The sequence below is a fragment of the Kitasatospora sp. NPDC041988 genome, assembly GCF_055588525.1.
The window spans coordinates 1-12,848 of the sequence record NZ_JBVJCO010000086.1; the positions used below are offsets into that span (position 1 = coordinate 1).

Sequence of the window (12,848 nt, forward strand, 5' to 3'; positions counted from 1 at the left end):
GGCAGGTCCTCGCCTCCTCGCTCGCCATGCTCCGCACCAAGCACGCCGACCTGCCCAGCCGCAAGCACGGCAACCCGCCGATGTAGCAGCGCCGTTCAGCTGACCATTCACCAGTAACGTGCCCGGGGGAGAAAACCACACCATGACCGCTTCCGCCGAACCTCTCGTCCGCATCGTCCGCGGCTCGCTCTCCGACGAGGAGCTCGCGGCCCTCACCGCCGTGCTGACGGCCCGCGCCGCCGCCGCCCAGCAGGCCGCGGCCGCCGCCGCGCCGGTCGAGCCGATCGCCACCTGGCAGCGCCTGGAGCGCCGCCCGGCCTACTTCTCGCCGGTCAGCTGGCAGCAGGCCGCCTGACGGCCCCGCAGCACCCGACCGACGGCCGGTCACCCTTCGGGGTGGCCGGCCGTCGGCGTCCCCGGCCCCACCCGGCGGGGCCGGTCCGGCCGCAGGCGGCTCGGTAGAATACCTACTGGACGGTATGCGGCCCGCCGCCCCGGCGCCTCCCCATAGGATCGGCCGCTGCCGAGCACGAGAACTTTCCAGGGAGGCTGCGATGGCCAGGCAGGCCCGGGCGCTGGCGACCCGCCAGGCGGTACTCCTCGCTGCGGCCGAGGTGTTCGACGAACGCGGCTACGCCGCCGCCACCATGTCGGAGATCCTGGAGCGGGCCGGCGTCACCAAGGGCGCGCTGTACTTCCACTTCCGCTCCAAGGAGGAGCTGGCGCTGGCCGTCATCGAGGGCCAGGGCGCCTGGCTCGCGACCTGGGAGCCGACCTCCGACAGCCCGGTGCAGACCCTGATCGACCTCGGCTACGCCTTCGCGCACGCCCTGCTGGACGACCCGATGGTGCGCGGCAGCATCCGGCTGACCATCGAGCACGGCAGCTTCACCCAGCCGCAGGTCGGGGCCTACCAGGGCTGGTCGGACGCGGCGCGCGGACTGCTGGAGCAGGCCCGCGAGGCCGGCGACCTGCACCCGGGCCTGGACGTGGCGGCCGCGGCCGGGGTGATCACCGGTGCGGTGACCGGGATCCAGCTCAGCTCGCAGGTGCTGAGCGGCCGCCGCGACCTGCTCCAGCGGATGGCCGACCTCTGGACGCTGCTGCTGCCCGGCCTCGTCCAGCCGCACGCGCTCGCCCGGCTCAGCGTGGCCGAGCGGACGCCGGGGAGTGCCTGAGCCCGCGGCGCCCGGGCCCGCGGCGCCGCAGGCCCGGCAGGAGCCCACGTCCAGCAGGACCTCAGGCGCGGTAGGACGTCAGGTGCGGTAGGCGGAGCAGCGGTCCGCCGGGACCAGGGCGGGCAGGGCGGCCGCCCAGAGGGTGTGCACCGCCTCCGGCCGGAGTCGGCCGGCGTCCTCGGGGGCGAGCAGCACCAGCCCGGCCGCCAGGGTGGTGAGCAGCTCGGCGGCCTGCCGGCGGTCCACCCCGGGGCGCAGTTCGCCGGCGTCGGCGGCCCGGTCGAGCAGCCGACGGAAGGCGGCGGTGAGGCTCTGCCAGGCGGCGCCCGCGCCGCCCCGGGCACCCTGGCCGAGCTGGACGCCGGCCCGGACCACCACGTCCTCGCGGAGCAGCCGGGCCAGCTCGTGCGAGAAGTCGATCAGGCCCTGGACGGCCGGACCGGCGCCGCGCCGGGCGCGCAGGGCGGCCGAGCCGATCTCGCGCGCGGCCGCCGCGCGGACACCGTCGGCCAGCGCCTGCTTGGAGACGAAGTGGAAGTAGAGCGCGCCCTTGCTGACCCCTGCTCGGCGGCTGATGTCGACCAGGCTGGCCGACTCGAATCCGGCGTCGGCGAACGTGTCCGCGGCCGCGAGCAGCACGGCCTGCCTGGTCCTCCCCGCGCGTTCCTGCTTGACCACTGGCCCCTCCGGCCTCGGCCTCGGCGAGATCCCGGCTCGCCCGGCTGCTGTCAGGGCGCCGCCGCCGGTGGCGCGACGCCTCGCATGCGGACGGACCGCCCGAAACCGCATGGTTGGTATCTAATCTAGCTCCTCGGTGGCCCCCGCCGTCCAGCGGGGGACCGACCCCCGCCCAAGGTCTGCCCTCTTCCCGCCGGACGTTCCCGCAGCCCAGAGGCCGGGTAACGTGATCACGCCAAGTACCCGGCAGCGGTGACCCCGCTCGCAGGGTGCAAACCGGGTGGTCTGTATGTTTTGTGAAGGCCGCCCGCGCGGCGGCCGGTCGACCGACACCCGGGAGTGGGGCCCGTCATGCCATTGATCGTAGAACCGGATGACCACGGTCCGTATCCCCACCCCGGTCCCGGCTACGACTTCCACGAGCGGACCGTCTCCCGGCATCTGGTCCACCGCTCCGCCGTCTCCGAGGTCCTCATCACCGGCTGGCAGGCGACCGGCCCGTACGACTTCCTGCTCGGCGCGCAGTGGCCCCGGCTGCACGGCTTCTACCGGCTCCCCGGCGACCGGCACCACGACCCGGTGCTGCTGGCCGAGACCGTGCGGCAGGCCGGGCTGCTGATCGGCCACGTCGGCTTCGGTGTGCCGGACGGCCACGAATTCGCGTTGGACGAGCTCTGCTACACGCTCGGCCCGGCCGGCCTGGAAGCCCTCGCCGTCACCGCCGCGCCCGCCTCGCTGATGCTGGAGGTCGGCTGCCACGACGTCCGGATGCGGCACGGCCGGCTGGCCTCGCTGCGGGTGCACGCCGAGATCCGGCGGGACGGCAGGCCGGTCGGCCACGCCTCCGGACAGTTGCGGGTCTTCTCCCCCGTCGCGTACGCCCGGCTGCGCGGGGCCGGGAACCGGCCCGCCGGGCCCTGGCTCCCCGACACCCCCACCGCGCCCGAACTGGTCGGCCGCGAGCGGGCCGCCGACGTCGTCCTCGGACCGTCGCCGGTGCCGGGCAGCTGGCTGCTGCGGGCCGACGCCCGCCACCCCGTGCTGTTCGACCGCGCCCCGGACCACGTGCCCGGGATGCTCGTCCTGGAGGCCGCCCGGCAGGCCGCCCAGCGGCTGCGACACCCCGAGCGGGTGGTGCCTGTCGAGCTGGTCTCCTCGTTCAGCCGCTTCATCGAGCTGGACCGCCCCTGCCTGGTGCAGGCGGTCCGCGAACCCGGCACCGGCCTCGGGAACAGCCCCGAGCGGGTGCCGGTGCGGGTGATGCTGGTGCAGGACGGCCGGACGGCCGCCGAGTGCCGGCTGGTCACCGCGCCGGTCGACGGCGGCGCCGCCCGCCGGGAGGCCCTCGACGGCCGCCCGGCAGGCCCGGACCGCGATCCGGGCCTGCCGCTCGCCAGCTGACCCGCCGTCGGCCGGTCCGCGGCCCGCCTGGCTCAGGCCGCGACCAGCGCGGCCGGCCGGCCGGCGTGCATCACGCTGAGGTTGGCGGCCAGCCGGCTCGGGTCCTGGGCCAGCCAGAGCCGCAGCGCGGCGCCCAGCATGGCGCTGGCCGACCCGATCCGGACCTGGGTCACCTGGGCGATCCGGGCCGCCCCCGGGACCAGCAGGTCGGCCAGCGGGGTCGGCAGCCAGACCGTCAGGGCGCACGGCGCGGGGGCCGTGAGGGCGCCCAGCAGCCGGTAGGCGTCCGCCTGCGTGCTGAGCGTGGGGATGATGTCCAGCAGGCCGTCGGCCACGACCTCGGACACGTCGCTGCGGTGTCCCTGGGCGAGCCTGCGGAGCAGCATGCGCTCGGCGGCGGTGATTCGGACGGTCAGCATGACCTCGTCGCACTCCATCGCGCGATTTCCTCCTCGTTCCTCCCCGTGCCGGCTCGGGTTGGCCGGCACGACGTACCCCTGTCACACCTCGGCCCGGCTTCCGATCTGCGGAGCGCCGGGCCGGTGGGTGCTTTCCTCCGGTCAGATCCCCGCGTAGGAGTGCTTTCCGGTGACGAAGATGTTCACGCCGTAGTAGTTGAACAGCCAGCAGGCGAACGCGGCCAGGGCCAGGTAGGCGGCCTTGCGTCCCTTCCAGCCGGCGGTGGCCCGGGCGTGCAGGTAGCAGGCGTAGGCAACCCAGGTGATGAAGGACCAGGTCTCCTTCGGGTCCCACTCCCAGTACTTGCCCCAGGCGGCCTCGGCCCAGATCGCGCCCGCGATGATGGTGAAGGTCCAGAGCGGGAAGACCAGCGCGTTGATCCGGTACGACAGCTTGTCCAGCGTGGACGCGGCGGGCAGGCGCTGCCAGATGGACACCGAGGTGCCGAGCGGGCCGGTGGTCAGGCCCGCCTCCATCCGCTTGTCGAAGGAGTCCTTGCCCAGGTACAGCAGGGTCGCGATGAACGCCGCGTAGAAAGCGCCGCCGCAGATGATCGCGGTAGAGACGTGGATCGCCAACCAGTACGAGTGCAGCGCCGGGACGAGCTGCTCGGACTCGGTGTACAGCACCTGGGTGGCGATGCCGAGGGTGAGCACGACGGCCAGGGTGACCGGCAGGCCGAGCCAGCGGACGGGCTTCTTCGAGGCCAGCAGGCCGAGGTAGGCGACCGTCATGGCCAGCGCGAAGGCGCAGGAGAACTCGTACATGTTGCCCCACGGCCAGCGGGAGACCGAGAGGCCGCGGGTGAGCACGCCGCCCGCGTGCAGCATGGCGCCCAGGACGGTGAGCGAGACGGCGATCCGGCCGGCCAGGTCGGCCCGCTCGCTGGTGCCGGCCGCACCCGGGCCGTCCACCTCGTCCTCGCCGCGTCCGCTGGTGACCACCGTCGCGCCCTCGCCCGCCAGGGCGGTGCGGGTGAGCGTGGTGGTGCCGCCGCCGGCCGAGGCGACCGTGACGGTGACCTTCTTCGTGGCCTTGGGCTCGGCAGCGGCCGCGACCGTCTCGGCCAGGCTGCCCGCCTGCTCGGTGGAACGGACGGCGACGGCGCCCTTGCTGCCGAAGGTCCACTCGAACATGTGGGCGAGCATGGCGATCGTGTAGACGGCCATGGCCGAATAGATCAGCTTGTTGGAGAGGTCGGCCAGTTGGGGGTCGACCGCCGAGGCGAGATGCACCGTCTACTCCTTGGAGTTCTGGTCGGCAGGGACTGCGGGGTCTGCGGGCGCCGAGGCCTCGTCGGCCTCGGCGGCCCCGGGCTCGTCTGCTTGTTCATCCGGATCTTCGACCGCCGGGGCGTCGTCCTGGAGGTCCACCGCCAGGACGGCCAGCTCCTCGGCGATCTTCGCCGACTCGCTGCGGGCCAGACCGGCCAGCTCGACCAGGGTGCCGCCGCCGGGCAGCGCCACCGCGCGGACCCAGATCCGGCGCCGCTGCACGAACAGCGAGCCGATCAGGCCGAGGATCGCCAGCACGCCGCCGGCCAGGGCGATCTCGTTGCCCGGGCGGTGCGAGATGTTGAAGCTGGCCCACTGCTTGTAGCCCTCGAAGGTGACGGAGCCGTAGCCGTCCGGCAGCTCCCAGGCCTGGCCGGGCTTCAGCCGGACCTTGGCGATCTTGCCGTCCTGCTGGAGCTGGGTCAGGTTCTTGGTGTTGAGCTGGTAGACGTTCTGCGGCAGGCCGGAGTCGGTGCCGAGGTCGCCCGCGAAGGCGTTCAGCACCAGCGCCGGGTCCGCGTCACCGGGGAAGAGCGAGCGCGGGCCGGTGTTCATGTCGAAGGCCACCGGCGCGGTCGGCAGGAAGAAGCCGGAGAAGCCCATCTGGGTCTTCTTGCCGTCCTTCTCGCCGTAGTCGGAGACCTTGATGACTCCGGTGGAGGTCAGGTTGCCGTCCTGCGGCAGGAACGGCGTCGCACCGGTGTAGACCACCTCGCCGGCACCGTTCTTCACGGTGATCACCGGGGCGTAGCCGTGGCCGATCAGGTAGACCTTGCTGCCGCCGATCTCCAGCGGGTGGTTGACCTCGATCGTGCCCTTGGTCAGCTTGGAGGCGTCGCTGCCCGCGTAGTACTCGACGTTCGCGGTGAACTCGCGGGCGGCGCCGATCTGGTCGCCCTTGGTCTGGAAGCTGGACTTGAAGCTGTCCAGCTTCAGGTAGAAGGGGTCGAGGTCCTCGGTGCCGTAGAACCGCGAGCCGGTGAAGTCGTCCAGCTGCGTGATGGTGTTGGAGTAGCCCTCGCCGCCCACCATCAGCTTGCCGCCGGTGCCGCTGGCCAGGCTCGCCCAGGCGAAGCCGCCGAGCAGCGCGAACAGCGACAGGTGGAACATCAGGTTGCCGACCTCGCGCAGGTAGCCCTTCTCGGCGGCCACCGAGCCGCCCGCCAGGTCGGCGCGGAACCGGCGCCTGCGCAGCAGCGCGTGCGCCGCGGCGTTCACCGCCTCGGCGTCCGCGTCGGTGCGCCAGGCCGCGTAGACCGGCATCCGGGTCAGGTTGCGCGGCGCGGCCGGCGGCTTGGCCCGCAGCACGCCGACGAACTGCCAGGTGCGCGGGACGATGCAGCCGGCCAGCGAGACGAACAGCAGGATGTAGATCGCCGAGAACCAGACCGAGCTGTAGACGTCGAACAGCTGGAGCTTCTCGTAGACCGGCGCGACCGTGGTGTGCTGCGTCTTCCAGGTCTCGACCTTGAACTGGTTCTGGCCGTTCTGCGGGATCAGCGAGCCCGGAATCGCGGCCAGCGAGAGCAGGAAGAGCAGGATCAGCGCGACCCGCATCGAGGTCAGCTGGCGCCACATCCAGCGCAGCCAGCCGAGCACCCCCATGCCGGTGGGGCCGTCCGACTCGACCGGCGCGGTGGTCAGCCGCTCGGCAGCGTCCTCGACCTCCGCCGGGGGCAGGTCGGTATCGGTCGTGGTCTTGCTCACGGTCAGATTCCGATCTGGAAGTCGGCGGTCCAGGACTGCATCTCGTTCACCATCGAGTCCCAGACCCCGGTGACGAGCAGAAGACCGACCGCGACGAGCATGCCGCCGCCGATCCGCATGACGAGCGGGTAGTGCCGCTTGACCCACCCGAAGGCGCCCAGCGCCCGGCGGAAGGCCAGCGCGGCCACGACGAACGGTACGCCGAGGCCCAGGCAGTAGGCGGTCATCAGCAGGGCGGCGCGACCCGCGTCGGCCTCGTTGAGCGCCAGGTTCTGGACGGCGGACAGGGTCGGGCCGAGGCAGGGCGTCCAGCCGACGCCGAAGACCACGCCCAGCATCGGTGCGCCGAGCAGGCCGACCGCCGGGCGGCGGTGCGAGCGCAGCTCACGCATGCTCAGCCCGGGCACCAGCCCCATGAAGGCGAGGCCCATCACGACGGTCAGGGCGCCGAGCACGATCGAGATGGCCCGCTTGTGCTCCTGCAGCGTCGAGCCGAAGTAGCCGAACAGTGCGCCGCCGGAGACGAAGACGGCGGTGAAGCCGAGGATGAACAGCAGCGCCCCGGCCAGCATCCGGCCGCGCCGGGCCCCGCGCGCGTCCGCGAGGTCGGCGGCCGAGAAGCCGGTGACGTAGGAGAGGTAGCCCGGCACGAGCGGCAGCACGCACGGCGAGAAGAACGAGGCCAGGCCGGCCACCAGCGCGATCGGCGCGGCCACCAGCAGCGCCCCGCTCTGGATGGTCCCGGTGGTGTCGGCCAGTTGCAGCGCGGCCGGGTGCGCCGCGGCACTCACTGCTTCGGCTCCGCGACCACCGGCTGGAGGATCGACTCCAGGGCGTCGTCGGTCTGGCCGCCGACGGCGCGGGCCGCGAGCTTGCCCTCGCGGTCGACCACCAGCGTGGTGGGCAGGGACTGCAGGTTGAGGCTGCCCTTGGGGAACTTCAGGAGCTGGGTGCCGGCCGGGTCGTAGAGGCTGGGGAAGGTGACGCCCTTCTCCTGCTCGAAACGGACGGCGTTGGCGATCTCCGGGTCCCGGGTGTTGATGCCGAGGAACTGGACGTCCTGGTCCTTGTACTTCTCCCAGACCCGCTGGAGGTCGTCCGCCTCGGCCCGGCACGGCCCGCACCAGGAGCCCCAGACGTTGAGGACGACGACCTTGCCCCGGTAGTCGGAGAGCTTGACCGGGTTGCCCTCCAGGGTGCTGCCGGAGATGTCCGGCGCGTCCTGGCGGTGCCCGGCGGCGGCCTTGGAGATGGTGCTGCCCTTGGCGCTGACGAAGCCGATCTGGCCGTCGCCACCGTTTGACGAACCGGAGGAGGAGCAGCCGGTGAGGGCGAGCGCGGCGGCGGCCGTGGCTGCGGCCGCTGCGGCGAGACGGGGACGGGGGCGCGTCGTGCCAGACATGTGAAAAGTTTCGCATGCTCTTCCGACCAGGTTCGGGGGGGTCCGACATTCCGTGTCGGACCCCCTCTGACCTGCGGCTGGACCAGAACACCCGGCCGCGTCGGGGGTGACGAAGCCCATATTTAGACGGGTCTTACATCGGGCGGCGGGGCCTGCGGGGGCCCGGCGGCGAGACCGGCGGCCGGGCCTGCGGGGCCGCGGTGTCAGGCGCCGAAGCTCTTGCCCACCGGCTTGCTCTTGCCGCCCTTGCCGACCAGGTGCGCGGGCAGCAGGTCGCGGGCCGGCTCGCGGTAGCCGACCGAGACGATCTTGTCGCCCTCGAACGTGAAGCTGGTCAGCGATGCCAGCGAGCACTGCCGGTTGCGCGGGTCGTGCCAGAGCCGGCGGCGCTCCACGAAGGAACGGACGATCCAGATCGGCAGCTGGTGGCTGACGCAGACCGCCTCGTGCCCGCGCGCGGCGTCCCGGGCGGCGGCGAGCGCGCCCATCATCCGCACCGCCTGCTCGATGTACGGCTCGCCCCAGGAGGGCTTGAACGGGTTGGTCAGGTACTTCCAGTAGCCCGGGTTCTTCAGCGAACCGTCGCCGACCCCGAAGGTCTTGCCCTGGAAGATGTTGTCCGCCTCGATCAGCCGCTCGTCGGTCGCGAGGTCCAGGCCGTGCGACTTGGCGATCGGCTCGGCGGTCTCCTGCGCCCGCTCCAGCGGGGACGCCACCACGTGGGTGATGTCCCGGCCGGTCAGGTCCTCGGCCACCCGGTCGGCCATCTGCCGGCCCAGCTCGGAGAGCCGGTAGCCGGGCAGCCGGCCGTACAGGATGCCCTCCGGGTTGTGCACCTCACCGTGCCGCATCAGGTGGACGACGGTGATGTCCTTGGCGCTCACTTCTCAGTACTCCTGGGGCTCGGTGGAATCTAGGCCGTGGCCTCGGCGGCCGCACGGGCGGCGGCCGGCAGGGCGGCGGCGATCCGCTCGATCGCCCGCTCGTCGTGGGACGCCGAGACGAACCAGGACTCGAAGGCGGACGGCGGCAGGTAGACGCCCTGGGCGAGCATGGCATGGAAGAAGGCGTTGAAGCGGAACGCCTCCTGGGTCTTCGCCTCGTCGTAGTTGGTGACGGCGGCCTCGGTGAAGAACACCGAGAACATGTTCCCGGCGGTCTGCAGCCTGTGCGCCACGCCCTCCTTGGCCAGCGCGTCCGAGACCAGGGCGGAGACCTCGGCGGCCACCCGGTCGACCGTCGCGTACACCTCGTCGGTGCAGCCGCGCAGCTGGGCCAGGCCGGCCGCGGTGGCGATCGGGTTCCCGGAGAGGGTGCCGGCCTGGTAGACCGGGCCGGCCGGGGCCAGGTGGCCCATCACGTCGGCGCGGCCGCCGAACGCCGCCGCCGGGAAGCCGCCGCCCATCACCTTGCCGAAGGTGAGCAGGTCCGGAGCCCAGCCCTCGTGGGCCGCCTCCAGGCCGTACCAGCCGGCCTTGGAGACGCGAAAGCCGGTCATCACCTCGTCGGAGATGAACAGCGCGCCGTTCTCCTTGCAGAGCCGGGCCAGGCCGCCGTTGAAGCCGGGCAGCGGCGGGACGACGCCCATGTTGCCGGGCGAGGCCTCGGTGATCACACAGGCGATCTCGCCCGGGTGCGCCTTGAAGGCCTGCTCGACGGCGGCCAGGTCGTTGTACGGCAGCACGATGGTGTCGCCGGCCTGGGCGCCGGTGACGCCCGGGGTGTCCGGCAGACCGAAGGTCGCGACGCCGGAACCGGCGGCGGCCAGCAGCGCGTCCACATGTCCGTGGTAGCAGCCGGCGAACTTCACGATCTTCGCCCGGCCGGTGAAGCCGCGGGCCAGCCGGATCGCCGACATGGTCGCCTCGGTGCCGGAGGAGACCAGGCGGACCTGCTCGACCGGGGCCACCCGGGCGACGATCTCCTCGGCCAGCTCGACCTCGCCCTGGCCGGGCGTACCGAAGGAGGTGCCGCGGGAGACCGCCTGCTGGACGGCGTCGATCACCGCGGGGTACGCGTGGCCGAGGATCATCGGGCCCCACGAGCACACCAGGTCGACGTACTCGCGGCCGTCGGCGTCGGTGAGGTAGGGGCCGGCGCCGGACACCATGAAGCGCGGCGTGCCGCCCACGGCACGGAAGGCGCGCACCGGGGAGTTGACGCCGCCGGGCGTGACGACCGAGGCGCGGTCGAAGAGCGACTGGGACTGGGGTGCTTCGTAGGGGTAGCTCACGTGAGACATGGTCTCAAATCGTGTCCTTCACCTCTGCATGTCGGACCTCATCATCTGGAACGATGATCCGGGCGACGAAGTCTGTACGGTTATCCGTACAACGGGGCCCCTGACTGCTTCCGCTGGACGGACCAGTCAGACTATGTACTCAGGCTTTCCATGCGGGATGTTCAGACGCTCCGCATGTGCAGGGGTGTGAAGAGGACTGCCGCGTGCCCCGACTGGGTACGGCGGCGCATGACGGGTAAGGAGCACGTCCGGTGGGACGCCGGACGTGCGGGGGTCTGTCGATTCCGGCGAATTCCGGTGAGGATGGTCCGAGTGTCCGAGGCGCAGGACGGCTACGACGAGGCCGCGGGTGGCTCCCGCCGGCCCGCCGAGGCCGCACGCGGGGGTACGGGAGCGGGTACGGGTCGTGGCGGTCGAGGCGGAGAGAGGCGGGGTGAGGGACGCGTGGGGGTGACCTACAAGTACTTCGGCGCACCCGACCGAGCCACCGCCGCCAGAGTCCCGACCGCGCTCGGCCCCGGCGGGCTCGGCCTGGACGCGGGCGAGCTCGGCTCGCTCGGGCGGCTCGGCGACCTGATGGAGACCAGCGGCTCCCCCAACGGCCACCTCTCCACCAAGATCAAGCCGGAGACCATGAGCGCCATGGTCCTCACCGGCATCCAGGGCGTGCCGCTGCACCAGGTCCCGCCGCTGGAGCTGGTCGTCCTGCACCCCGACTACGCCGTCGTCCAGCTCCCGCAGAACGTCGTCGAACCGCTGCGCAAGGCCGACGAGACCGAACTCGGCGCCGCCGCCTTCATCTGGTCCACCGTCCCCGACCGCCGGGGCCCGCGCGACGCCTTCGTGATCTACAGCATGCTGCACGAGTGGCAGGACTTCGCGAACCGGCTGCACGAGGCCGGGCACCAGCTGTACTGCCTGGTCTGGCCCTGACGCCCAAGCCCCCGCGCCCCCTCCGAGCCTCCGCCGCGGGGTGATCGGGGGGCGTTCGATCGCGTCGTACCAGGACCGGCCCACCCACCCGGACGCGCTCGGGAACAGGCGTTCTGACGATCGGTGACATACTCCTGCCCGCATACCCGGCGTCGTCGGTTTCCGCGCCGGGCCGTTCACAGGGGGATTTTCCGACGTTCATGTCATCGACTCGTACCACCATGCGCGCCGCGCGGGCCACCCTCGGCGCATCCGTACTGGCACTGACCCTGCTGGCCACCTCGGCCTGCGGGCCGGACAACAGCTCCGGCGACGCGACGGCCACGGGGGCCGCGACCAACGCGCCGGATCTGGGGCTGCCGGCCAATCTCGCAGATCTGAAGAAGTGGAGCTTCGACGACTGGGAGAAGTGGGCCAAGGACTACGCCCTCCCGGCCGTCGCCAAGGGCTACTGGAACCTGGACAAGATGCTGTCCGCACAGCCGGCCGGGCCCGTCAAGCCGTCGGCACAGCAGCCGACCACCGCACCGACGCAGTCCGCACAGCCGACCACCGCCGCACCGAAGCCGTCGACCGCCCAGACGCCGAGCGGAGCACCCACCCAGCCGGGCGACGCCGGAAGTGACCCGGCGCCCCAGACCGTCAACGCGCAGGCCGTACCGCACCCGTACGCGAAGAACATGGCCGTGTTCGGCAAGATCTTCTTCGACAAGCCCGGAGGCGAGAGCCTCGCGCCGGGCAAGCTGGGCCAGCACTACGTCTGCTCCGGGACCGTGGTGGCCGACCCGGCCCACCCCGGCAAGAGCAACCTGGTGTGGACCGCCGGCCACTGCGCCCACCAGGGCAAGGGCTCCACGTTCAACAGCAACATCGTCTTCATCCCGGACTTCAACAGCTCCGGCGCGGTGAGCGGTGGCAAGCGGCCGACGGAGGCCTCGCAGTACGCGCCGTACGGCGAGTGGGACGCGGTCAACTACGTCACCTCCCCGGTCTGGAAGGCCGAGGGCGGCGGCCAGGTGGGCCCCGCGGCGCAGTACGACTTCGCGATCCTGCGCGTCAAGCCCGAGAACGACAGCGGCAAGTCGCTGGAGGAGACGATCGGCGGCGCCGTGCCGGTCTGGTTCAACGCCCCGCGCGACCAGCTGGCCGTCACCGACTACGGCTACCCGGCCGCACCGCCGTTCGACGGCATGGAGCTCAACCACTGCGAGGGTGGCAAGCCCTCCCGCTACTCGCTCGACCCCGCGCGCCCGCCGATGCTGGCCATCGGCTGCTCCATGACGGGCGGCTCCAGCGGCGGCGGCTGGCTGGCCACCAAGGACGGCAAGCCGGCCCTGGTCAGCAACGTCTCGGTCGGGTTCGAGGGTGAGCCGAAGTACCAGACCGGCCCGTACCTGGACAGTGTGGCGGCCGGCCTGTTCGACTTCATCGCCAAGAAGGGCTGACGGCACCCGGCGCACCGGCCGTGGGGGGGGCCCGTACCAGGAAGGGGGGGGGGGGGGGGGGCGGGGGGGGGAGGGGGCGGGGGCCCCTTGGGTGCTCCTTTTTTTTGTTGTTTGGTCTTGTTTTTTTTT

Annotated in this window: 13 protein-coding genes; 5 read left to right on the forward strand and 8 right to left on the reverse strand. The window is 72.2% G+C overall.

Annotation, left to right across the window (positions count from 1 at the left end; genetic code table 11):
* The first annotated feature begins 142 nt into the window (after positions 1-142).
* Entirely contained in the window at positions 143-355 is a 213-nt protein-coding gene (locus tag ACZ6NC_RS41145) for an acyl-CoA carboxylase subunit epsilon (RefSeq protein ID WP_465739021.1), read from the forward strand.
* 199 nt (positions 356-554) lie between these two features.
* The gene (locus tag ACZ6NC_RS41150) at positions 555-1,178 is read left to right on the forward strand and encodes a ScbR family autoregulator-binding transcription factor (protein WP_465739022.1); all 624 of its coding nucleotides are present in this window, start codon (positions 555-557) and stop codon (positions 1,176-1,178) included.
* 78 nt (positions 1,179-1,256) lie between these two features.
* On the opposite strand, the gene ACZ6NC_RS41155 is transcribed toward ACZ6NC_RS41150, so the two are convergent.
* Positions 1,257-1,856: a ScbR family autoregulator-binding transcription factor gene (locus ACZ6NC_RS41155; RefSeq protein ID WP_465739023.1), complete on the reverse strand. Its 600-nt coding sequence runs from the start codon at positions 1,854-1,856 to the stop codon at positions 1,257-1,259.
* Between the two features lie 351 nt (positions 1,857-2,207).
* Here ACZ6NC_RS41155 and ACZ6NC_RS41160 point away from each other — a divergent pair, with 351 nt between their 5' ends.
* Positions 2,208-3,257: a ScbA/BarX family gamma-butyrolactone biosynthesis protein gene (locus ACZ6NC_RS41160; protein WP_465739024.1), complete on the forward strand. Its 1,050-nt coding sequence runs from the start codon at positions 2,208-2,210 to the stop codon at positions 3,255-3,257.
* A 32-nt stretch (positions 3,258-3,289) separates the two neighbouring features.
* Here ACZ6NC_RS41160 and ACZ6NC_RS41165 read toward each other — a convergent pair whose 3' ends face one another.
* The 7 genes from ACZ6NC_RS41165 to hemL all read right to left on the reverse strand — a co-directional run bounded on the left by ACZ6NC_RS41165 (position 3,290) and on the right by hemL (position 10,341).
* Entirely contained in the window at positions 3,290-3,694 is a 405-nt protein-coding gene (locus tag ACZ6NC_RS41165; protein WP_465739025.1) for a hypothetical protein, read from the reverse strand.
* A gap of 123 nt (positions 3,695-3,817) precedes the next feature.
* Positions 3,818-4,951, reverse strand: coding sequence for a c-type cytochrome biogenesis protein CcsB (gene ccsB / locus ACZ6NC_RS41170; protein WP_465739026.1), 1,134 nt, complete (start codon positions 4,949-4,951; stop codon positions 3,818-3,820).
* Positions 4,952-4,954: 3 nt separating this feature from the next.
* Positions 4,955-6,697: a cytochrome c biogenesis protein ResB gene (gene resB / locus ACZ6NC_RS41175; RefSeq protein ID WP_465739027.1), complete on the reverse strand. Its 1,743-nt coding sequence runs from the start codon at positions 6,695-6,697 to the stop codon at positions 4,955-4,957.
* Positions 6,698-6,699: 2 nt separating this feature from the next.
* Complete coding sequence (locus ACZ6NC_RS41180) at positions 6,700-7,488, reverse strand: cytochrome c biogenesis CcdA family protein (RefSeq protein WP_465739028.1); 789 nt, start codon at positions 7,486-7,488, stop codon at positions 6,700-6,702.
* Positions 7,485-8,099, reverse strand: a complete 615-nt coding sequence (locus tag ACZ6NC_RS41185) for a TlpA family protein disulfide reductase (RefSeq protein ID WP_465739029.1) — start codon at positions 8,097-8,099, stop codon at positions 7,485-7,487. Before ACZ6NC_RS41185 ends, ACZ6NC_RS41180 begins: the two co-directional genes overlap by 4 nt.
* A 203-nt stretch (positions 8,100-8,302) precedes the next feature.
* On the reverse strand, positions 8,303-8,950 hold the full coding sequence (locus tag ACZ6NC_RS41190; protein ID WP_465739032.1) for a histidine phosphatase family protein: 648 nt from the start codon (positions 8,948-8,950) through the stop codon (positions 8,303-8,305).
* A gap of 62 nt (positions 8,951-9,012) precedes the next feature.
* Positions 9,013-10,341, reverse strand: a complete 1,329-nt coding sequence (gene hemL, locus ACZ6NC_RS41195; protein WP_465739030.1) for a glutamate-1-semialdehyde 2,1-aminomutase — start codon at positions 10,339-10,341, stop codon at positions 9,013-9,015.
* Between the two features lie 303 nt (positions 10,342-10,644).
* Between hemL and ACZ6NC_RS41200 the strand changes: the two genes are divergently transcribed.
* Both ACZ6NC_RS41200 and ACZ6NC_RS41205 read left to right on the forward strand, forming a co-directional pair.
* On the forward strand, positions 10,645-11,274 hold the full coding sequence (locus tag ACZ6NC_RS41200; RefSeq protein WP_380322880.1) for a hypothetical protein: 630 nt from the start codon (positions 10,645-10,647) through the stop codon (positions 11,272-11,274).
* 200 nt (positions 11,275-11,474) lie between these two features.
* A complete protein-coding gene (locus tag ACZ6NC_RS41205; RefSeq protein WP_465739031.1) occupies positions 11,475-12,719 on the forward strand; it encodes a trypsin-like serine peptidase in 1,245 nt (414 codons plus the stop codon).
* Positions 12,720-12,848 lie beyond the last annotated feature (129 nt).